Annotated in this window: 21 protein-coding genes and 1 tRNA gene; 12 read left to right on the plus strand and 10 right to left on the minus strand. The window is 38.4% G+C overall.

The features are described from left to right. Nucleotides 1-43 precede the first annotated feature (43 nt). The 3 genes from ESZ39_RS05115 (at nucleotide 44) to ESZ39_RS05125 (ending at nucleotide 3,092) form a co-directional block, all read left to right on the plus strand. On the plus strand, nucleotides 44-1,072 hold the full coding sequence (locus tag ESZ39_RS05115) for a hypothetical protein (protein WP_146878711.1): 1,029 nt from the start codon (nucleotides 44-46) through the stop codon (nucleotides 1,070-1,072). Further along, nucleotides 1,065-2,417: a virulence-associated E family protein gene (locus ESZ39_RS05120; protein ID WP_223270242.1), complete on the plus strand. Its 1,353-nt coding sequence runs from the start codon at nucleotides 1,065-1,067 to the stop codon at nucleotides 2,415-2,417. Before ESZ39_RS05115 ends, ESZ39_RS05120 begins: the two co-directional genes overlap by 8 nt. A gap of 387 nt (nucleotides 2,418-2,804) precedes the next feature. Beyond that, complete coding sequence (locus ESZ39_RS05125; RefSeq protein ID WP_146878712.1) at nucleotides 2,805-3,092, plus strand: terminase small subunit; 288 nt, start codon at nucleotides 2,805-2,807, stop codon at nucleotides 3,090-3,092. Here the strand turns inward: ESZ39_RS05125 and ESZ39_RS05130 are convergent. From ESZ39_RS05130 to rpsU, 6 genes are all read right to left on the minus strand, one after another. Further along, a complete protein-coding gene (locus ESZ39_RS05130) occupies nucleotides 3,076-3,753 on the minus strand; it encodes a hypothetical protein (protein ID WP_146878713.1) in 678 nt (225 codons plus the stop codon). The two genes, ESZ39_RS05125 and ESZ39_RS05130, sit on opposite strands and share 17 nt — an antisense overlap. 265 nt (nucleotides 3,754-4,018) lie before the next feature. After that, nucleotides 4,019-4,095 (minus strand) — tRNA-Ile (locus ESZ39_RS05135). Nucleotides 4,096-4,785: 690 nt separating this feature from the next. Continuing rightward, a complete protein-coding gene (gene rpoD, locus ESZ39_RS05140; protein ID WP_146878714.1) occupies nucleotides 4,786-6,618 on the minus strand; it encodes an RNA polymerase sigma factor RpoD in 1,833 nt (610 codons plus the stop codon). Nucleotides 6,619-6,750: 132 nt separating this feature from the next. Continuing rightward, a complete protein-coding gene (dnaG, locus tag ESZ39_RS05145) occupies nucleotides 6,751-8,508 on the minus strand; it encodes a DNA primase (protein ID WP_146878715.1) in 1,758 nt (585 codons plus the stop codon). A 151-nt stretch (nucleotides 8,509-8,659) separates the two neighbouring features. Then, entirely contained in the window at nucleotides 8,660-9,106 is a 447-nt protein-coding gene (locus ESZ39_RS05150) for a GatB/YqeY domain-containing protein (protein ID WP_146878716.1), read from the minus strand. Between the two features lie 53 nt (nucleotides 9,107-9,159). After that, nucleotides 9,160-9,375 (minus strand): 30S ribosomal protein S21, encoded by a 216-nt coding sequence (gene rpsU, locus ESZ39_RS05155; RefSeq protein ID WP_011045067.1) that lies wholly within the window; start codon nucleotides 9,373-9,375, stop codon nucleotides 9,160-9,162. Nucleotides 9,376-9,793: 418 nt separating this feature from the next. On the opposite strand from rpsU, the gene tsaD reads away from it, so the two are divergent. Next, complete coding sequence (tsaD, locus tag ESZ39_RS05160; protein ID WP_146878717.1) at nucleotides 9,794-10,843, plus strand: tRNA (adenosine(37)-N6)-threonylcarbamoyltransferase complex transferase subunit TsaD; 1,050 nt, start codon at nucleotides 9,794-9,796, stop codon at nucleotides 10,841-10,843. Nucleotides 10,844-10,879: 36 nt separating this feature from the next. Here tsaD and plsY read toward each other — a convergent pair whose 3' ends face one another. Next, nucleotides 10,880-11,479 (minus strand): glycerol-3-phosphate 1-O-acyltransferase PlsY, encoded by a 600-nt coding sequence (gene plsY / locus ESZ39_RS05165; protein WP_262984482.1) that lies wholly within the window; start codon nucleotides 11,477-11,479, stop codon nucleotides 10,880-10,882. Nucleotides 11,480-11,690: 211 nt separating this feature from the next. Here plsY and folB point away from each other — a divergent pair, with 211 nt between their 5' ends. The 5 genes from folB to ESZ39_RS05190 all read left to right on the plus strand — a co-directional run bounded on the left by folB (nucleotide 11,691) and on the right by ESZ39_RS05190 (nucleotide 15,956). Then, complete coding sequence (gene folB / locus ESZ39_RS05170; protein ID WP_146878719.1) at nucleotides 11,691-12,062, plus strand: dihydroneopterin aldolase; 372 nt, start codon at nucleotides 11,691-11,693, stop codon at nucleotides 12,060-12,062. Next, nucleotides 12,062-12,556: a 2-amino-4-hydroxy-6-hydroxymethyldihydropteridine diphosphokinase gene (gene folK, locus ESZ39_RS05175; RefSeq protein ID WP_146878720.1), complete on the plus strand. Its 495-nt coding sequence runs from the start codon at nucleotides 12,062-12,064 to the stop codon at nucleotides 12,554-12,556. The genes folB and folK overlap by 1 nt, the downstream gene beginning before the upstream one ends. A 24-nt stretch (nucleotides 12,557-12,580) precedes the next feature. Continuing rightward, nucleotides 12,581-13,381: an undecaprenyl-diphosphate phosphatase gene (locus ESZ39_RS05180; protein ID WP_146878721.1), complete on the plus strand. Its 801-nt coding sequence runs from the start codon at nucleotides 12,581-12,583 to the stop codon at nucleotides 13,379-13,381. 218 nt (nucleotides 13,382-13,599) lie between these two features. After that, nucleotides 13,600-14,754, plus strand: a complete 1,155-nt coding sequence (locus ESZ39_RS05185; RefSeq protein ID WP_146878722.1) for an acyl-CoA dehydrogenase family protein — start codon at nucleotides 13,600-13,602, stop codon at nucleotides 14,752-14,754. 356 nt (nucleotides 14,755-15,110) lie between these two features. Beyond that, complete coding sequence (locus ESZ39_RS05190; protein WP_146878723.1) at nucleotides 15,111-15,956, plus strand: tetratricopeptide repeat protein; 846 nt, start codon at nucleotides 15,111-15,113, stop codon at nucleotides 15,954-15,956. A 427-nt stretch (nucleotides 15,957-16,383) separates the two neighbouring features. Here ESZ39_RS05190 and ESZ39_RS18355 read toward each other — a convergent pair whose 3' ends face one another. Continuing rightward, nucleotides 16,384-16,533 carry a DUF3083 family protein gene (locus tag ESZ39_RS18355; protein ID WP_146878794.1) on the minus strand — a complete coding sequence of 50 codons (150 nt, stop codon included), beginning with the start codon at nucleotides 16,531-16,533 and terminating at the stop codon, nucleotides 16,384-16,386. Nucleotides 16,534-16,735: 202 nt separating this feature from the next. On the opposite strand from ESZ39_RS18355, the gene ESZ39_RS05200 reads away from it, so the two are divergent. From ESZ39_RS05200 to folA, 3 genes are all read left to right on the plus strand, one after another. Beyond that, nucleotides 16,736-16,957 (plus strand): DUF3820 family protein, encoded by a 222-nt coding sequence (locus ESZ39_RS05200; protein ID WP_146878724.1) that lies wholly within the window; start codon nucleotides 16,736-16,738, stop codon nucleotides 16,955-16,957. A 332-nt stretch (nucleotides 16,958-17,289) separates the two neighbouring features. Further along, nucleotides 17,290-17,463 (plus strand): ribosome modulation factor, encoded by a 174-nt coding sequence (gene rmf / locus ESZ39_RS05205; protein ID WP_146878725.1) that lies wholly within the window; start codon nucleotides 17,290-17,292, stop codon nucleotides 17,461-17,463. A 282-nt stretch (nucleotides 17,464-17,745) separates the two neighbouring features. Continuing rightward, nucleotides 17,746-18,234 (plus strand): type 3 dihydrofolate reductase, encoded by a 489-nt coding sequence (gene folA / locus ESZ39_RS05210; protein ID WP_146878726.1) that lies wholly within the window; start codon nucleotides 17,746-17,748, stop codon nucleotides 18,232-18,234. A 281-nt stretch (nucleotides 18,235-18,515) separates the two neighbouring features. Here the strand turns inward: folA and ESZ39_RS05215 are convergent, their stop codons facing one another. Together ESZ39_RS05215 and ESZ39_RS05220 are read right to left on the minus strand one after the other, a co-directional pair. Further along, complete coding sequence (locus ESZ39_RS05215) at nucleotides 18,516-20,534, minus strand: methyl-accepting chemotaxis protein (protein ID WP_146878727.1); 2,019 nt, start codon at nucleotides 20,532-20,534, stop codon at nucleotides 18,516-18,518. Between the two features lie 166 nt (nucleotides 20,535-20,700). Then, entirely contained in the window at nucleotides 20,701-21,519 is an 819-nt protein-coding gene (locus tag ESZ39_RS05220; protein WP_146878728.1) for a symmetrical bis(5'-nucleosyl)-tetraphosphatase, read from the minus strand. Nucleotides 21,520-21,521: the final 2 nt, after the last annotated feature.

Here is a 21,521-nt window from a genome sequence, read left to right on the forward strand (position 1 = left end):
TCGCAAACTACAGCCACTAGCTATTAATTAGAGTAATACACTTATGAAATATTTACACGCAAAATCACACCATGTAACAGATAGCTTTGATTATATCACTTGGCAAGAAGTCGTAAAACTCATCGAGGAGCCGCCAAAGTTAGGTAATGTAAAACCTACTACGGCTAAACTGAAGTCGGCAGTTATAGCCGCCAATGACGCACCCAATAAAACTAAAGATACTGTTTTATTACATAATAATTTTACCATGTTAAGAGCTGATTTAGATAAGACCAAGTTGGATATTAGTTCCTTAAAAAATACCTTAAATAATATGGGTTTTGATTCACATATTATTTATACAACTAGTAATCATTTGCAGGGTGATAACGGCAACCGATTTAGAATATTTATAGAGTTAGCCTATTCTATTGATTTTGAATTATGGTCTACCTTAACCACCTATTTTAGTTATGTACTAAGTGCCGATGATTGTGCAAGCAGACCACAACAAATAATGTATTTACCTTGTAGGTTTAAAGGTGATAATTACAATTTTTCAATTGCTAGCGGTAAAGCGTATTCACCTGATGGTTCAAAATTTCTCGATGATGCTATTGAGTTTAAACGCCAGCAACAAGTCGAATTAGAAGCAAAGCAACAACTTAACAAAGGCCAATTTAAACCGCAATTCACTCAGCAGTTAATAGGTAAACAAGTTTCAATAGTTGATGCGGTAAATAATTACTTTGATTGGGACAGCATACTTAATCAATATGGTTACATAAAACAAGGCAAAGCATGGTTACCGCCCGAGGCTAAAAGTAACAGAGCTGGCGTTTACTTATTAACGGGTAATGATGGTAAAGAGCGCTATTACTCGCACCATGAGAACGATCCTTGCGCCAGCAATAGACCGATAGATAAATTCGACTTTATAACTATTAGAGATTATAAGAATGACTCAAAGGTGGCAGTAAAAGAACTGGCTAAACTGTACTTCAAGAACATAGACGAACATAACAAGAATGAATGGCGCACACACCTGGTCAATGAGCAGTTTAATAAATTGAAAGGGGTAAAACATGGGTGATTTATTAGATTTAAATATTGACCTTAATGATTTATCGTTGCCTGAGCCAACAGAAAAAGACCGCGTTAAATTTCCTGATATAACAGTATCAGAAAAAGGCAATGCGGTTATCGGTAACACCTCAGATAATTTAAGCACGTTAATAACGTATTTAGCCTATTCTATTCGCTATAACATGATGACATTAGAGCCAGAGATTACTTCAATTAATCCTTATACTGATGTTCAAGTGAAAGAAACAGACCTCGACACAATTAGAAGTAGGTTAATCAGTGCTGCATCTATAACTAAATTACCTAAAATTGCTATTGATGATCATCTTGCCGCTTGCGCTAAATATAATCATTTCCACCCTGTAAAGGATTATTTGAATACTAGTAAGTGGGACGGTAAAAGCCGCCTAAAAGAGGTGGTAAGCTGCTTAAATGCTGAAAATGAGCAACTAGCTTATTCTATATTTAGTAAGTGGTTAATCGGTTGTGTCGCGTCCTTATATGAACCAAAGTTTAAAAGTAAGTTAGTACCTATTTTACAGGGCGGGCAATCATTCAAAAAAACCGCTTTTATTGAACGTATAGCCCAAGTAACAGAGTATTCATTTTTAGAAGGTGCAGAGCTTAACCCTGATCAAAAAGATAGTGTTTTGAGTTGTATTAAATCTTGGATTGTTGAACTTGGTGAACTTGAAAGAACAAGCCGTAATAGCCAAGGTTCTTTAAAAGCATTTATCACTAAAGAAGAAGACACCATTAGGCCCCCATACGGCAGAAGTGATATAAAAAAGCCAAGGCAAACTCACTTTATAGCTACCGTTAACGGTGATGACTTTTTAAAAGATGATACAGGTAATAGCCGCTATGGTGTAATTAAGATGAATAAATCAGCAGATATTGAAAAGCTTAATAGTTTGTTAGGCTGGCGATATGATGGTGGCAGGTGTAAACATCAAGATCCACAGCAGCTATTACAATTCTGGCTTGAAGTTAAAATGTTATATGATAATGGTGATACTTGGATGCTTGACGATATCGAATTAAAACTAACCTCAGTTGTAAACGAACAGCATAGAGATAAAGGTTCGCTCTATGACTATTTAAGGGATAACTATACAAAAAAACATGACTACCAAAAAGTAGAATGGAAAACGGCAGGTGAATTAGTTGGTGATGACCATAATTTACAATCACATCAAACAAGATTAATCGGTAAAGCGTTAACTCAATTAGTAAAGGAGTATCCAGAAATAACCGTAAGAAGTAGAGGTGGTTATAATCAGTATTCTTTATTTAGCTGTAACAGTTATGGCGATAGTTTTTCACCTTTGAGCAAGAAGGATGGATTTTAGCCTGTTCTTTTTGCATGGTGGATTAATGGTGGGTTAATAAATTTGATCCACCATAGCTACAGGCCAAAACTATCAAGGGTTGTAGGTATACATGGTGTATTAGTGGATGAGTTTTCTATACTTTATATTTATATGATAATAATTAGTATGGTGTGGTCATATTGAATAGGGCACTTGTTGTTAACTATATACTGTGCCGCTAAGTAGTGAAAGTAACCCACCTCATCCACCATCCCACCTAAACCCATTAAAAATAGAGGTTGTAGCAAGGTGGAACAGAAAACTCTAATACACTCCTATCCACTTTTAGCAGTAAATAGAACAGGCTATTAATATCATGAATGGTAATTGGGTTTAATAAGTCGGACACCTAAAGGAGAATATAACTTGGCTAGACCAACAAAATATAATACTGAGCTTTTAATAAAAGCTGATGAATACTTGAAGCTTTGCGAGTCTAAAAAACAATACCCAACAATTTGTACTTTAGTTAAGTTGTTGGGTATCGGTAGAAGAACATTTTACGACCTGAAATTAAAGCATGACACAATGGCTAATATTCATACTCGAATTTGTGACGCGCAAACTAATTATTTGAGCTATTTAAACGAAACTAGAAGTATTTCCGTAGTCGATTTAAGTAGTTTGAGCGATATTTTTAATTATGCAAATTGAAGTTACTAATCACTTTATATTTTATCTCGGTATTCGTAGCCGAAATAACTTTAATACGGGCACCAGCATAACCAATTAGATCACTTTCACCAAGGTCGTATTCAACTTCTGAACTAAAAGCAGAGCGAGCCATATTATTACTGAATTCGCGGTAACTAATTTTCAGTTTATTACCAACTCGGCCACTATAGATTAATGTACGTCTAAAACTGTCATTTGTAATAACATTCTCGGTATCTTTACGAATCATTATCTGACCACAGATATCAATATCAATAGGTCGTAGGATGCAAACCTCGCCATTAGTTTTATTGTGTCTTAGAGTTGAAGTAACAGAGGGGGTCGATACAATTAGTCCCTCATAAATTGAATAACCCGAAAGAATGTCTTGAGAGAAGTAATCAAAATCTTGATCTGAGCCTATCTTAAATAATTTACCAGGTTTTATTTTATAAGCAGCAAGACTTGTTTCTTGAGTAATATAAATAACTTCTCTCTTAGTCGCTTTCCCTTGATCAAGCAATGGCTCACCTAAACCTGAAGATATTTCTACATTTAAACTAGGGATACTAAATACAGAAGAATTTGGAATGTAATTGTATTTAACAGAACTACATGCGCTTATTAATAAAGCTAGTGACGCGATTAATTTTTTTTTCATAAAAATATCTCTTAAAAAGTGAGTATTCTACTAACCGTACAGTTTTCGGGCATCATAAGGAAGAAAGTAGTCGCACAGATTTCATACACCGTAACGGAATGTTATCACACATGATTTTATTGGAGTCACTGGGATAATAAAATAATTCATAATTCATAATACATTTACTAATGATAAAAAAGCACTACTACAGTAATAACTACAGTTAATTTTTATAGGTATTTATTTTGTTAGTAGGTGTTAACTTGGAGGGTATCGTTAAAAGTGGTGGCCCCTCCCTGACTTGAACAGGGGACCTGCCGATTATGAGTCGGACGCTCTAACCAACTGAGCTAAGGGGCCATAATTTTACTTTGCTTTGATAAACACGAAAGGTTCATTGAAAGCGGCGAGAAGTATAAGCATTTTTTATTTTGTTGTCACCCTTATAAAGTTAAAAATATGATAAATAAGTCTGATAGTTCAATAGTTGAGCGATTTGTGGTTTTGTCAATCACTTGATGAAATTTATTGGTTACTTTATAACAAGTAGACTAATTAATTACCTACCAATACCCGAGATAATAAACTTCCTCGTTTCGGGCAATCACTTTAAGCTAGCTATTGCTCAAAAATACACGCTGTATTGTTCTACGGGGTAATACCAATCCCATTAAGTTATTACTCACTTGTACTAGTTAAAATAGCTCAAGGCTGTGTTGCTCTCAATCCCAATAGCCAGCTATTGCTCAATCGAGCGCCTTACCTTGAATTATTTTTCCTGCGCACAACAAGATCACAAACTTAATGGAACTGGTATAACAATTTAGCAAATAGCAAATAGCAAATTATACGTTTCATACCTCACTGATACCTTACAATGAAGGGCTATTAGCAGGCTAATACTTACCTTTAATCAGTTTGGTATATATAATCACAAAACCACTGCGTTGAGAGAATCTAACGCAGCGCAGGTGGGTCTACATTAAATGGAGTCAAAAAAAATCCAGCTATCAGCTGGATTTTATATTGGCATTAATTTAGTAAAATTAATTACTCACCGTCTAAGAAACTTTTCAATTGCTCAGAGCGTGAAGGGTGGCGCAATTTGCGTAATGCTTTTGCTTCAATTTGACGAATACGCTCACGTGTGACATCAAATTGTTTACCGACTTCTTCAAGGGTATGATCAGTGTTCATATCGATACCAAAGCGCATTCTTAACACTTTTGCTTCACGAGCAGTTAGACCCGCTAATACTTCATGTGTCGCATGCTTTAAGTTTTCAGAGGTGGCAGAATCAACCGGCAATTCTCCGCTACCATCTTCGATGAAGTCACCTAAGTGGGAGTCTTCATCATCACCAATCGGCGTTTCCATTGAAATTGGCTCTTTAGCGATTTTCAACACTTTGCGAATTTTATCTTCCGGCATAATCATGCGTTCAGCTAATTCTTCAGGTGTTGGTTCGCGACCCATTTCTTGTAACATTTGGCGTGAAATACGGTTAAGTTTATTAATCGTTTCAATCATATGTACTGGAATACGGATAGTACGTGCCTGATCGGCAATTGAACGAGTAATCGCTTGACGGATCCACCATGTTGCATAAGTTGAGAACTTATAACCACGACGATATTCAAACTTATCAACTGCTTTCATTAAACCAATGTTACCTTCTTGAATTAAATCCAAGAATTGTAAGCCACGGTTAGTGTATTTTTTCGCAATTGAGATAACTAAACGTAAGTTAGCTTCGACCATTTCTTTTTTCGCACGACGAGCTTTCGCTTCACCGATCGACATACGACGGTTAATGTCTTTAATGCCGTGAACATTGAGATAAGTCTCTTCTTCTAACATGTTCAGTTTATAAATACAGCGTTCAACATCTAATTCGATGTCAGCCATTTTCTTTGAGTAAGGTAGGCCGGCTGCTTTTTGTTCTTCAAACCAATTTTTCGAGGTTTCGTTACCAGGAAATATTTTGATGAAGGTAATTTTTGGCATACCAGCACCCACCACACAGTGTTTCATGATCAAGCGTTCTTGAACACGTAAACGGTCCATAACACTGCGCATGTTTTTCACTAGGCGGTCAAATACTTTGGGTACGATTCTAAATTCTTTAAATACTTCAGCTAATGCATCGATTGCCAATTGTGCATCAGCATGGCCACGGCCTTTAGCTTTGATGACTTTATTAGCAAATTCGTAGGCAGTTCGCAAAGCAGTGAATTTTTCACGGGCTTCTTCAGGACAAGGGCCAGTATCTTCTTCTTCCTCGTCTTCATCAGCTTTATCTTCGCTAGCTAATTCTTCTTTAGAAAGCTCTGATCCGATATGAGTTGCTGCCGCTGGAATTTCTTCATCTTGGGCATCAGGGTCTAAAAAGCCAACGATAATGTCGCTTAAGCGCACTTCTTCAGCTTCAAAGTTATCCCACTGATCAAGCAAATAATTAATTGCCGGCGGGTATTCAGAAACAGAACGTTGTACTTCTTTGATACCTTCTTCGATGCGTTTGGCGATAACAATTTCGCCTTTACGCGTCAGTAGCTCTACCGTACCCATTTCACGCATGTACATGCGAACGGGATCAGTAGTACGACCAATTTCACTTTCAACGGTCGCAAGTGCTTGCGCAGCAGCTTCAGCAGCATCTTCATCAGTATTTGCTTCACTCATCATTAACGTATCGTTATCAGGAGCGTTTTCAAACACCTGAATACCCATGTCGTTAATCATTCGAATGATGTCTTCAACTTGATCTGAGTCGATAATATCCTGAGGTAGATGATCGTTAACTTGTGCAAAAGTTAAATAACCTTGCTCTTTACCTTTTATTATTAACTCTTTAAGTCTAGATTGAGGGGCTTGATCCATTGACGAGTGTCCACCTATTTATGGCTATCAAAATTACAACAGTTAGCAGGAAATTATAGCGAAATATTTACTAAATTACCAGCGATAAACTGTTCTTCTGTTTATTCTAAATATAACTTAAACGATATTGTTCTATGCGCTTAGTAAACCGTGCAATTCTTGCTTTTCGATTAACGTTAAGCCGGTGCTACGTTCTTTTTCTAATAATTGCTCTGTGCGTTGTTCAATAAAAATATTTAAAAAGTTTTCAATTAGATCTAAAAACATACTTTCAGCATTTTCTGCTTCAACATGATGCTCTAAGCACAGCAGTTTTGTTAACTGTTTTCCGGCTTCCTGGCCTCTAAAATGCTCAATTAATTGTGCACTATTTACCTTTGGGTTTTGCTTACACAATGCTAATAACGTATTTAGCAAAGGTATACCTGGCATATTTAATTCATTTAAAATGGCTGAGTCTGGTAGTATCTTTACTATATGGGGATGCTCAAGTAGTAATGCAATAGCGAGTCTTACTGGGGTAATTTTAGGTCGCTTAGCTTTGGCTTTATTTTCAGTGACGTTAGCAAAGTTTTTATGCAATTTTTTTAATTGCATTTCGTTACTTGCACCAAACTGATTTGCTAGCTTAGTGACAATGGCGTCTTTTAGATTACTTTCAGGTAATTTGGCTAAATAAGGCTGAAAAGCACTGACAGCAGCACCTTTTCCTTCGGGGGAGCTCATATCGATTTGGCTTAGTAAGTGCTCAAATAAAAATTGTGACAATGGCGTGGCATTATCTAATATGGTTTCAAAAACCGCTTGGCCTTGTTCTCGGATCATTGAGTCAGGGTCTTCGCCGTCAGGTAAAAAAACAAATTTGAGGCTGCAACCATCTTGAATTAACGGTAAGGCATTATCTAGCGCTCGCCATGCAGCATCGCGGCCAGCTCGGTCACCATCGTAACAACAAATAACTTCTTTGACGGTGCGAAACAGGGTTTGTAGTTGTTCGGGCGTTGTTGCTGTACCTAGTGAGGCAACCGCATAGTCAACACCGTGTTGTGCGAGTGCAACTACATCCATATAGCCTTCAACCACCACTAAACGTTTCAGTTGTTTAATGGCTTGTTTTGCTTCATAAAGGCCATATAATTCTTGGCCTTTATGGTAAATTCGTGTTTCTGGCGAGTTAAGGTACTTGGGCGTACCATCACTTAATACTCGGCCACCAAAACCGACAACGCGACCGCGTTTATCGCGAATAGGAAATTGAATGCGGCCTCTAAATCGGTCATAAGGTTTGTTCTTATCGCCTTGAACGGCCATGCCTAAGTCAACAAGCTGTTGATTTATTTGGCCGCTGCGGCCAAAGACTTTCATCATGCCGTCCCAAGCATCACTGATATAACCTATGCCAAAGCGCTTAACTATTTCGCCGCTTAAACCTCGGCCTTTTAAATAATCAATCGCGACATTTTTGTCGGTGGCTACTTTTAATTGCTGTTGAAAAAAACGGCCAATTTGCGCCATTAATTCATAGTCATCTTGTTTTTGTATGTAAGCTTTTTGATCTTGTTTTTGTTGTATAGGTGAACGGGTGTTTTGTTCGCGTGGCACGTCCATATTGTAATGGGAAGCTAACTCTTCAACGGCATCAGGAAACTCTAAACGGTCAAATTCCATTAAAAACGAAATGGCATTGCCATGTTCACCACAACCGAAGCAGTGATAAAATTGTTTATCTTGGCTAACACTAAAAGAAGGTGATTTTTCGGTATGAAAAGGGCAACAAGCTTGGTAATTTTTACCGGCTTTTTTTAATGGTACGCGAGAATCTATTAATTCGACAATATCGGCTCGAGCCAATAAGTCATCAATAAACTGTCGAGGGATCATACCAGCCATAAATACTATTACATCCAGATAAAATTCTATTTTACACCAATCAGGCTTGGAAAATAGTAGGTTCTTATATTCTAGTTAAAATAAAACCGCGAGGCCTAGGCTATCGCGGTTTATATTTGGCTTGAACATTGAAGTTCAAAAAGAAGCTTAACTAACTGTTTAAAATGACTCTGACTTGGCCGCTTACTGCGCCCAAATCAGCTTTACCTTGCATTAGCGGTTTTAATACCGCCATTACTTTACCCATATCAGCCATTGAGGCTGCACCGGTATCGGCAATCGTTGTGGTAATCAGTTGGTTAATTTCATCTGCAGATAAGGGTTGAGGCAGAAAATATTCTATAGCGATAACTTCTGCAGCTTCTTTAGCTGCTAGTTCATCACGACCACCTTCAGTAAACATCTTGATAGATTCTTTGCGTTGTTTAACCATTTTGGTTAACAAGGCAATGATATTTTCATCAGTTGCTTCTGTTTTGTGATCTATTTCTGCCAGTTTTATCGCAGAAAGTGCCATACGAATTACGCCAAGACGAAGTTTGTCTTTGGCACGCATGGCATTTTTCATTTCATCTTGCAGTTGACTAAGTAGACTCATAATTTAATTTACGCTTAAGTTAACTCAGTTGACTTAGGATTTACTAAGGTATCTTAGTACATGCGAACGCGACGAGCGTTCTCACGAGAAACTTTTTTAGCTGCGCGTTTTACTGCGGCTGCTTTTTTACGCTTACGTTCCCAAGTCGGCTTTTCATAAGATTCGCGACGGCGAACTTCTGAAAGGATACCTGCTTTTTCACATGAACGTTTAAAACGACGTAATGCAACGTCAAATGGTTCGTTTTCTCTTACTTTAATTACTGGCATGTACTATTTTACCTTAGTTTAGGAATCTATATAAATCGGTGTCTGATTTCAGCTAAATAGCCTCATCTTCACCCACTCTATTAAAAATTGGTGACGTATTCTAATGCGAAGGCTATAGCAATGTAAAGTGGAATTAACCTTTTCACTGCTTTTATTGCCTGAGTAGTTGCCCAAATAGCACAATAATAGTCGTTGTATAAATAGTAGCTGTTATATTGACATAATGCCTATTCACTTTATTTACCGTGCATTACTAAAGCCAAGTGGTAGCTTTGAAAATATTTTGGCTATCTTTATGCGCTATAAATTGAAAGTTGCTTAGGGCATAGGTAAAATCAGCAACCAAATGACGGCTGCAGCTTAATACGAGTGAATAGTCGACCTCACTATTGATGTAACACGGCTAGGTAAAAAAACTATGCGAATTTTAGGTATTGAAACCTCTTGTGATGAAACCGGTATTGCGATTTATGATGATGGGCAAGGGGATCTACCTGCGGGTATCGTTGCCCATAAGTTATATAGTCAAATTGCCGTTCATGCCGATTATGGTGGAGTAGTGCCAGAGTTGGCATCACGTGATCATGTCCGTAAAACGATACCCTTAATAAAAGAAGTCCTTGCTGAAGCTAATTTAACGCCTGCTGATTTAGACGGTGTGGCTTATACCGCTGGACCGGGGTTAGTGGGCGCCTTATTGGTTGGCTGTTCAATTGGCCGTAGTTTAGCTTATGGCTGGAACTTGCCTGCCGTGCCAGTGCATCATATGGAAGGGCATTTGTTAGCACCTATGCTAGAAGAAAATGTACCTGACTTTCCATTCGTTGCTTTATTAGTGTCTGGTGGCCATACCATGTTGGTGCGTGTTGATGGCATTGGCCACTATGAATTATTGGGTGAATCCGTTGATGATGCCGCAGGTGAAGCTTTTGATAAAACCGCAAAATTATTAGGGCTTGACTACCCTGGTGGACCGGTATTAGCGAAAATGGCAGAAAGTGGTCGAAAAGGTCGTTATAAGTTTCCAAGGCCTATGACGGATAAACCTGGGCTAAACTTTAGCTTTAGCGGTTTAAAAACCTCAGCCGCTGTTACTATTCGAAAAGAAGAAAAAGCACTATTAACACCTGAGCAAAAAGCGCAAATGCAAGCTGATATTGCTTATGCCTTTCAAGAGGCAGTCGTTGATACGCTAGTCATTAAATGTAAACGGGCATTAAAACAATGTGATTTAAATCGTTTAGTTATTGCTGGTGGTGTTAGTGCCAATACGGCGTTAAGAGAAAAATTAGCAGAAATCACCAAAAAATTAGGTGGGGAAGTTTTTTATCCTAGGCCTGAATTTTGTACGGACAACGGTGCTATGATCGCCTACGCGGGCTTACAACGCTTAAAAGCCGGTGTTGATACCGACTTAACCTTTAAGGCCACACCACGTTGGCCCCTAGATACCTTGCAGCCTATTTAAGTACTCAGGTTTTGTGATTAAAACCGGTAATAAAGGCTACTTTTTGATAAAAGATATTTTGGTTTCTTTGCCCTGTAATAATCTGACAATATTGTCTTTATGCCTAAATATAATCAGTGCTGATAACATTAATACTGGGTAGACATAAATAGGCTTTAATAACCAAGTATATAAGGGGGCTATTGATACCGTAACAATAGCCGCCAAACTGGAATAGCGGCTAACTTTAGCGACTAGCAACCAGGTTAAAATAAGTAGCCCACCTAAATCTAAGCCAATAGGTAACAACACACCAAAAGTAGTAGCAACGGCTTTTCCACCCTTGAAATTAAAAAATATTGGGTACATGTGGCCTAAACAAGCGGCGACAGCAATAATACCTAAGTAGACGGGATCTAAGCCTAAAAAATAGCCACCCCATACCGGTAATGTGCCTTTGAGTATGTCAAAAAGTAGTACAGTTGCCGCAACAAACTTATTACTTATACGTAAGACATTTGTCGCACCTGGATTTTTTGAACCTGTTGAGCGGGGATCGGGTAAGTTAAGTAATTTGCAAAGTAAAATGGCACTCGAAATTGAACCTACTAAGTAAGCCATCACAACCATTAAAAATGTTACAAGTAAGGTACTGATACTAAGCTTCTTCTTAAACAGGCGTTAGCAAAAGTTATAAAAAAATTTATTCTTTTTAGCTTTTTGACATTGTAGCGCGATGTTTACTAGTTTTTCTAGACCTGCACAGGTAAACTCGCCATTTATTTTTTAAAGTAAGTTTTAGCGATTGCGGGTTTTATCTCGATTAATGCAATGGTTAAATACTGCCAAACCATGTAAGGGTTTTAGTGTGGATAAAGTCTATATTGAAGGGTTAACCTTTCAAACAACCATCGGTTTTTTCCAATGGGAAAAAGAAATAAAGCAAACTCTGGTTATTGATTTAGCGATGGGTTGGAATACGGCGCAAGCGGCAGAAAATGACGAATTAGCTAAAACATTAGACTACGCAAAAATTTCTGAAGCGATTGTTGAGTTTGCCAACGTTAATCCTGTAGATTTAATTGAAACGCTTGCCGAACGTATTGCTGGCTTTCTTATCGCTGAATATCAAATTCCTTGGCTGCGCCTAAAGGTAATGAAACCTACTGCGGTGCATAATGCCACTACGGTAGCTGTTGAAATAGAACGTGGCCGACAGCTGTCAGACCAAGCATCATAATGGCTGAAATTTATATTTCGCTGGGTAGTAACATCAATCGTCAACATTATATTGAACAGGGATTAAATGCTTTAACAGAGGCATTTGGCTCGCTTACTTTATCTTCATTATTTGAAAGTGAAGCTGTCGGCTTTGCAGGTAAGGCCTTTTACAATATGGTGGTTGGAGTCAGTACTGAGCTTACCTTGGCTGACGTGGCGGTAACACTGCGCGAAATAGAGTTTGCCCATGGTAGAAGCCAAGATGCTAAGAAATTTAGTCCGCGGACCTTAGATTTAGACTTACTACTTTATGATGAGGTTATTGCTGACTCGCCAGCACAAATACCGCGCGATGAAATTAGCAAAAATGCTTTTGTATTGTGCCCGTTAGCTGAAGTTGCGGGACATTTGGCTCACCCGATTATTGCCCAACGCTATGACGAGTTATGGCAACAATATGATAAAAGCCAACAAAAATTAAAAATAGTGGCTTTTATTTGGCCAAAAAAATAAGAAAAATAAGGAAATATAAGCCCCATGAGCACAATTGAAGTTTTTATTTTAGCGTTAATTCAAGGTTTAACTGAGTTTTTGCCGATTTCTAGTTCAGCACATTTAATTTTACCGTCGGCTGTTTTGGGCTGGAAAGATCAAGGTTTAGCGTTTGATGTTGCTGTTCACGTTGGTACTTTACTGGCGGTCGTGCTTTATTTTCGCAAAGAAGTGGGCTGTATGGCTGTGGCTTGGTTTGGCACCTTAAAAGGTGAGCGAAATAATTTTGATGGTAAATTGGCTTGGTGGATTATTTTTGCCACCATCCCCGCTGGTTTATTTGGTTTGCTAGGTAAAGACTTTATCGAAGAGCATTTACGCAGTGCACTTGTTATTGCCGCGACAACGTTATTATTTGGTTTTTTGCTTGGCTTTGCTGATATTAAAGCTAAACAAAATAAAAGCATTGAAAATTTAGGTTTCAAAGGTGCGATGTTAATTGGCTTAGCACAGGCTATCGCGTTAATACCGGGCACATCGCGTTCTGGTATTACCATGACTATTGGCTTGATGTTGGGGTTAAGCAGAGAAAATGCTGCGCGTTTTTCCTTTTTACTGTCGATTCCGGCTATTGCCATGGCGGGCAGTTACTTAACCTTAAAGTTAATTTTGGAAGCCAAAGCTGTAGATTGGTCAGCAATGGGCTTAGGCAGTATATTAGCCTTTGTTAGTGCTTATGCCTGTATTCACTATTTTCTTATCTTAGTGGGCAAGGTGGGTATGATGCCATTTGTGATTTATCGCTTAGTGCTGGGTGCTGGTCTGCTTTGGTTTGTTGCCGGATAATGGTTATAATACCACCAGTTTATAAATAAACGCGCTCTGGCGCGTTTTTGTTATATATAAAATAGATACACATACCAATACCAAAAGGGTAGTTTGCTACCGCACTTGGTATTACTTTATCACCTTAGTCGTACTAATGTTTTAACCTTGCTGAGCAGCTTTAGCGATGGCGTTAGTGACAGTGATAGATATTTAGCTAATAAAAAGTGAGAAGTTTAATGGATTTGTCTTTAACTGAAGAACAAATAATGATTCAAGATATGGCACGAAAATTTGCCGATAGTGAATTAGCACCTGTCGCGGCACAGCTTGATGAAACAAGGGATCAAAGTTTATTTTTAAAGAACTTAGCACAACTTAATGAACTCGGCTTTATGGGCTTAAATATTAAAGCTGAATATGGTGGTGTCGAAGCGGGTAGTGTCGCTTTTAGCTTAGCGATTACCGAATTAGCCCGCGCTTGTGCATCAACAGCGGTGACAACTTCAGTGACTAATATGGTTGCAGAAGTTATTCAAGCGGTAGGCAACGATGAACAAAAAAGTAAATATTTGCCAAAAATTTGTAGTGGTGAGTTTCGTGCGGGTGGCTTTTGTTTAAGTGAAACGGTTGCAGGCTCAGATCCCGCTGGAATGAAAACGCAAGCCGTTAAAGACGGTGATGACTATCTTATTAGCGGTAGTAAAGTTTATATCACTAGTGGCTCGTTTGCTGATGTATTTGTGGTTTGGGCCGTTACCGACCCAGCAGCAAAAAAAGGCAAAGGTATTTCGTGCTTTATTGTTGAAGCTGGTACTGCCGGCATGACGATTGGCAAGTCAGAAGAAAAAATGGGTCAAAAAGCGTCACCGACCAATGAAGTGCATTTTGACAACTGTCGTGTGCCAGCATCGGCAATGATGGGCGCTGAAAATAAAGGTTTTGGTGTTGCGGTCGGTGAATTGGCTGGTGGTCGTATCGGTATCGGTTCGTTAGCATTAGGTATTGGTCTTGCTGCGCTTGATTATGCTAAAGCTCATATTGTTGAGCGTAAACAGTTTGGTCAATCACTGTCGAACTTTCAAGGATTACAGTGGACGTTAGCAGAACGCTATACTGAGATGGAAGCGGCACGGTTACTGCTAATGCAAGCGGCCTACACTAAAGATCAAGGCCAACCATTTGGCATGGCCGCTTCAATGGCTAAGTTATTTGCCGCTGAAAAGGCTAATAAAGCTTGTTATGACGCCTTACAGCTTATGGGCGGTGCAGGTTATATTAGAGAATACCCACTGGAGCGTATGGCGCGCGATGTGCGTGTAACATCAATATATGAAGGCACTAGTGAGATTCAAAAAGTGATTATTGCTCGAGAATTATTGCAAAAAGTGTAAGTAAAAACAATGGTAATTTGAAACGGAGATGAGCTTTGCTGATGTCCGTTTTTTTATGCTTCTTTTATATGAGCATGACGCAGATTAAACCATGATGTGCAAAGCCAGGCTAAGGTTATTTAACTTTTGCTATTGCAGCTAGCGCAGCGTTATACCCGTTCCATTAAGTTTGTGATCTTGTTGTGCGTAGGAAAAATAACTCAAGATAATTGTTCTTTCGACATGCTTTCATCATCAATGGTGCTGTTTGTGACTAGGTCTTTGCTAAGTGCTTAGAAATATTTAGCCCCGTTGCTTGTATCTTAGGTGTTTGGCCCCAATTTAAAATATATATCTTTATTATTGGAACGGCATTGATGACAAATTCTCTTGCGATCAACTTAGAAAACTTTCAACAAGTTATTATCGAAGCATCAAAAACTAAACTGGTACTGGTCAATTTTTGGGCTCAGCAAATTCCAGAAAGTGTTGAATTACGCGACAAGTTGGCGAAGGCATTAGCTAATTGTAGCGACACACTTTTGTTTACCACTGTTGATTGCGAAAGCCAGGGACAAATTGCTCAACAGTTTGGTATTCAAAGTTTGCCAACGGTAATTTTAGTGCAAGATGGTCAACCACTTGACGGCCTAACGGGGCCACAAACCGATGCAACAATTAATGAGTTTTTGGATAAATATTTACCGAAACAACAAGATGTTTTATTAGCCGAGGCAAAAGTACTATTAGCAGAAAATAAAGTGGCTGAAGCATTTCCTATTATTAATCAAGCTTATCAACTGGACAATGAACGTGCTGATATTAAGTTGGTTTTATCAGATGTTTATATTCAAACCGGTAAAATTACCGAAGCAGAGGCAATACTAAAAAGTATTAAAATGATCGATCAAGACAGTGCTTATCAATCATTAATGGCAAAATTAGAATTAGCCACTCAGGCCGCAGACTCTCCTGAAATTCAAGCACTTGAGCAACAGTTAGCCAATGATCTTGATAATGTTGAACTACAACAAAAACTAGCTGCGCAATATAGCCAAGTTAATCGCCATGACGACGCATTAGCGATTCTGTTTCTGTTAGTGCAAAAAGATGGTGCAGACATCACGAGTAAAGACTTATTACTTGATGTGCTTAAATCGTTACCTGAGGGTGATGCACTAGCGAGCAAATATAGACGTAAGCTTTATACCTTAATGTATTAAAGCTTTTGGTTAATCCGGCACTGATGTAAAAGCAACTTATCTAAACGCATAGCGAGTCAATCGTTATGCGTTTTTTATTAGCGAATTTTTATCAATGTTAAGAAAACAGTCATTAAATTTTTTGTTATTATATCGCTACAGCCATTAAGTTTTCATCTTTCAATAAGTATGAAAACTCATTTAAAAACTTTTGAATCTTCTTCTCTACCACTAGCTGACAATACCACAGGGGCTTTGCTTTGAGTTGTAGCCTAACATTTGCAATTCTCCCACTTTTGATACTAATACCAGTTCCATTAAGTTTGTGATCTTGTTGTGCGCAGGAAAAATAACTCAAGGTAAGGCGCTCGATTGAGCAATAGCTGGCTATTGGGAGTGAGAGCAACACAGCCTTGAGCTATTTTAACTAGTACAAGTGAGCAATAACTTAATGGGATTGGTATAAGTCATGCAAACTATGTCTCACAATGGGGACTAAACCATTGGCGATAAGTGCACCATTATTTAAGTTAAAATGCTTTGCTACTAATGAGAAGGTGTCAGTTAAATAAGTATAAAGTGGCCGTTGCAGCGGGATCTATATCAACCAACCCAGAGAGCCTATGATCAAGCGTTAAGTCGATTATCGCGTAAGTGATTGACGATATTTTAACTAGTACAAGTGAGCAATAACTTAATGGGATTGGTATAAGCAGTAGGTGTGACATTTTTATGTCAAAACATAAGTGCATTAATAATAATGAATAACATTTAGAGGCTCAATTGAGCACGGGGAATTTATGTCGATAGACAACAATGCAGAGTTAATTGCTGCGATAAATCAGATAATGCCCTTCGGCAAATATAGCGGCAGAAAGTTGCTGCAATTACCTGAACCTTATTTAGTTTGGTTTCACGGTAAGGGCTTTCCAGAAGGAAAACTCGGTGAACAATTAGCGCTAATTTATGAAGTTAAACTTAATGGTTTGGAAGATATGTTAAGGCCTTTGTTAAGGGGCTAATATTATTAAGACACTTTTACCCCTATTTAAATTAATTTGTTATCTAATTTATTATTTTAAGATCTGTTTGCTATATGTGATTTTGGTAACGAATTGTTTTGCAATAGATAGTTCATAACCGTGTTTTAAACTAGACTATTTCGCCCAATAACAGCGATGAAAATTGCTCAATTCACCATGGCATCAACTTGCATTCATCACATTGTTGTTCTTAAATTAACTGTTGATTGAAGTGAAGATTTAAGTTCTAAGTTTTAAGGTTTGAAATTCATCCTTATTTATTATTTAAATATCAGCCAGTTATAAAATTATTATGAGATGAGGTGTTATTTATGAAAAGGCAGAAAAGAGACAAATTAGGCAGAGCACATTCAAATGGCTACCAAGCTGGCCTTTGTGGTAGAACCAAGGGACATTGTCCGTATCACAATACCGATGTTAAGTCGGAATGGCTTGGTGGTTGGCGAGAAGCCCTGACCGATCGAAGTATGGGGTTGTTTAAATAGCAAAAACTAATTGGTATAAACACAGTTCAGCGTTTTTTCATTTGGCATGGCGAGTTATTACTTGATAAAAATTTTGAGAACGCACATTAGTCATTGGGATAAGCTTTAATTAATAACCTGCAGTAGTTGAATATCCCAAAAAATTCTTTCCATTAGTTTTATTATTATTTTTCTATGAGTTTTATCAAAGGTGCATTCGTAGCGATACAATTGCCCCTTTTTTGTTGTCGTTAATAACGTATAATATTTTAAAATTTAGCTGTCGATTAAGTAAAAAATCTTATGACCATACTTTCAATGATAGTGGCGCACGCCAATAATCGTGTAATCGGTAAAAACAATGATATGCCTTGGCACTTGCCAGCCGATTTGGCCTATTTTAAAAAGACTACCTTAGGTAAACCCATTATTATGGGGCGAAAAACTTTTCAATCTATTGGTCGGCCTTTGCCTGGGCGGAAAAATATTGTTATTTCGCGTGATGATAACTTTCAAGCAGAGGGCGTTGAGGTGGTTCATTCTGTTGATGCCGCTTTAGCTTTAGTTGTTGATAACGCTGAAGCCATGGTTATTGGTGGAGGCGCTATTTACCAACATTGCTTAGCCGCGGCGCAACGACTTTATATTACCCATATTAATGCCGATATTGATGGCGATACTTATTTCCCTGAATATGATTTAACCGTGTGGAAAAAAATTGCTAGCGATATTCGTCCCAGTGATGAGAAAAATCTCTATCAGTTAGACTTTTCAGTTTATGAAAAAGTTTAAAGATAAGGTTGGCGTGATAGCTAAGCGCTCAATAAACCAGACCTATTGATATAAGTAGTCGTGAACATAAAAAAGAGCGCTTAAGCGCTCTTTTTTATTTAATACCAATCCCATTAAGTTATTGCTCATTTGTACTAGTTAAAATAGCTCAAGGCTGTGTTGCTCTCAATCCCAATAGCCAGCTATTGCTCAATCGAGCGCCTTACCTTGAGTTATTTTTCCTGCGCACAACAAGATCACAAACTTAATGGAACTGGTATAAGCTTTGAGCTTAAGCAAAACTAAAGCTTAAATTCTTGTACTGATTGTTGTAACTCTTCAGCTAAGCGGGCAACTTCACTACTCGCTTCTGCTGTTTGCTTTGAGCCTGCTGTTGTTTGTTCAGCAATGGTGACAATTGATTCAAGGTTTTCGCTTATTTCATGAGCAACAACACTCTGCTCTCCAGCGGCTGTTGCTATTTGTGAGCTACGGTCAAAGGCTTCATGAACTGCGTGTGTAATGGTATCAAGTGCTTGCTCTGCTTGGATACCTTGCTCAACACAGTTTGTTGCTTGCTTTTTACCTGTATTCATCACTAAAACCGCTTTTTCTGCACCATTTTGTAGCACTTCAATCATATTTTGAATTTCTTGGGTGGATACTTGAGTTCGACTTGCCAAGGTTCTCACTTCATCAGCGACCACAGCAAAGCCTCTACCTTGCTCACCCGCACGAGCGGCTTCTATTGCCGCGTTTAGTGCTAATAAGTTGGTTTGCTCTGCAATACCTCTGATCACATCAAGAATGCCACCAATTGAGGCACTATCTTGTTGTAATTTATTAATAACTTGTGAAGCAGACTCGACTTCATTAGCTAATAGTTCAATCGTTTGACGGTTATGACTAGAAATAACTTTAACGCGCTCAGCTTCGTCATCAGCTTGTTTGATTTCGCCTAAGGCATCATTTGCACTTGAGAGCATGCTTTGCGCAGTACTGCTCATTTCAGTGGTAGCAGACGCGGCTTGTTCTACTTGTGTGCGTTGCTCTTCGATGGCTTTGGTACTTTGTGCGGTCACAGTTGATGTTTGTTCAGCCGCTGTTGCTAGCTGGGTCGAGCGACTAACAATGCTTTGAATTAAGTTACGTAAACTATCGATTAATAAGTTGCAGTTAGCAGAAAGCTGAGCGAATTCATCATTGCCACTTTCATCTAGCTTGTGAGATAAGTCACCAGATGCAACAATATTGAGCATTGCATTTACTCGGCTTAATGGACGAATAATACTTGTTAACGTCACCCACGCGATGGCGATAGCCAGCACGATAGACACTAAGGTGATAATTAGGGTATTAACTGTACCGTCAGATACTGACGCCTTTACCAAGTTGCCTGTTGCAATCGCTGTTTCATTGGCTAAATTTACTTGTGTGGCTAATATTGCATTAGCATTACTGATGCCATTTTCTGCTAATTGTAAACTCATCTTTGCTGCTGCAATCGCGCTTAGTTGATTATTTTTATGAGTGAAAATTTTATCGCTGCCAGTAATATAGCTTTGTAATGCTGAAAAGCTATCGTTTAACTTATCAGCAATATTGCTCACGCCTTGTTGGTTTAATTCATTAACCACATCAGCCACTGAGCGTTCAATATCATTAAATGCGTTTTCTATTTGGCTAGCAACCAGTGATGCAGATTGTTGATCTTTTATTTCACGATAATTAAAAGAGGTATTGACCATGTTATTGAGTAAGGTTTCTAAACGCTCTGCTAAACTAACCGCGCGTTGTAACTTTGTGGAGGCGAGTTTATGATCACCAAGATCTAATAAGATAGTGGTGGTATCGTCTGCTTTTTCTTCAATAATATATATCTTGTCTGCTAGAGCAAGATTTTGCTCAATAGCAAATTTTCGATTACGAAGCACATTGTCAATTTCCTGCTCTAGACTATTGTAAACAGGGTCAACTTCACGTAAGTTTTTGATTAAAATTTCTTTGTTTTTAACAATATCTTTTAAGCGTTTTAGCTGAGTTCTAAATTCACTTTTTTCAGCATCAAAAGTATTATAGTTTTGTGCCAGTGGTGCCAGCGCTGTTTGGTGATATGCGCGCAGCGTTAGGTTGCCAATACCGGTTAGATCGTTAACTAACTTATTGCTTGCTTTTAAAGTGGGTATTGCTAGTTCATTTTGCTGCTTGGTAGCATCGCCAATAGTATTTAAACTATTCCATGATATTACGCTGGTTAAAACGAGTAAAAGCGAAATAATGGTGAAACCACCAATTATTTTCATTGCTACGGTTAAGTTCATAGATTCCACCAATATATAAATTAAATCATACTTTAATCACAGAAAAAATAATAAGCGTTATTACTTATCCACGTGATCATTCATTATTATTAGACTACAAAGGAATATGCATATTTCTTTTTGCTAGTATAACAAGCTCAATTACTTTTTAAACTACTGCTATGCATTAGTTTAATTTTATATGTGCTTGTTCAATAAATACTTTTTTATCATGCCATCTCAGCATAGTTAGATGTTGTCCCCAAACACAGCCAGTATCAAGTGCGTATATATTATTAGCTGGGCAATGACCCATCAAAGCAGCCCAATGGCCGAATATCCATTGGGTATTGCCGTTAACATGGCCAAATGCAAACCAAGGCAATAATTCTTTTGGCGCGCTGCTCGGGCTTTCTTTACAGCTAAACTCTAAACTACCATCAGCGAAGCAATAGCGCATACGGGTTAGCGAGTTGATAGTAAACCTAAAGCGGCTAAGCTCATCGTCTGCCTCTAGCCAACTGCTAGGCTGTTCACCATACATCTTGCTCAACCAGGCGTGGCTTGCTGAAGAGGTTAAATGCTGTTGTGCTATTTCTGCCTGTTTAAGTGCTTGTTGAGGTGTCCACTGCGGGGAAAGTCCCGCGTGGCTCATATAGGTTTCTTCATTAGGCAGTTTTTGAATAAGTGGCTGTTGACTTAACCAGTGCATCAGTTCTGCTACATCTGGCGCTGATAATAATGGCGCTAGATGATCTTGTTTTTTGACTTTTTTAATACCGTGATAAACGGCCAGTAAATGTAAGTCATGATTACCTAAAACTACTTTAGCACTTTGCCCAAGTGACTTAATAAAGCGCAATGTTTCAAGAGAATTAGGCCCACGGGCCACTAAATCACCTGCAACATAAAGTTGGTCGCTAGTCGTGGAAAAGCTCACCTGAGTTAATAAAGCTTTCAGTTCGCTGTAGCAGCCTTGAATGTCACCGACGAAATAAATAGCCATTA

The organism is Colwellia sp. C1TZA3 (genome assembly GCF_007954265.1).
GTDB lineage: Bacteria > Pseudomonadota > Gammaproteobacteria > Enterobacterales > Alteromonadaceae > Cognaticolwellia.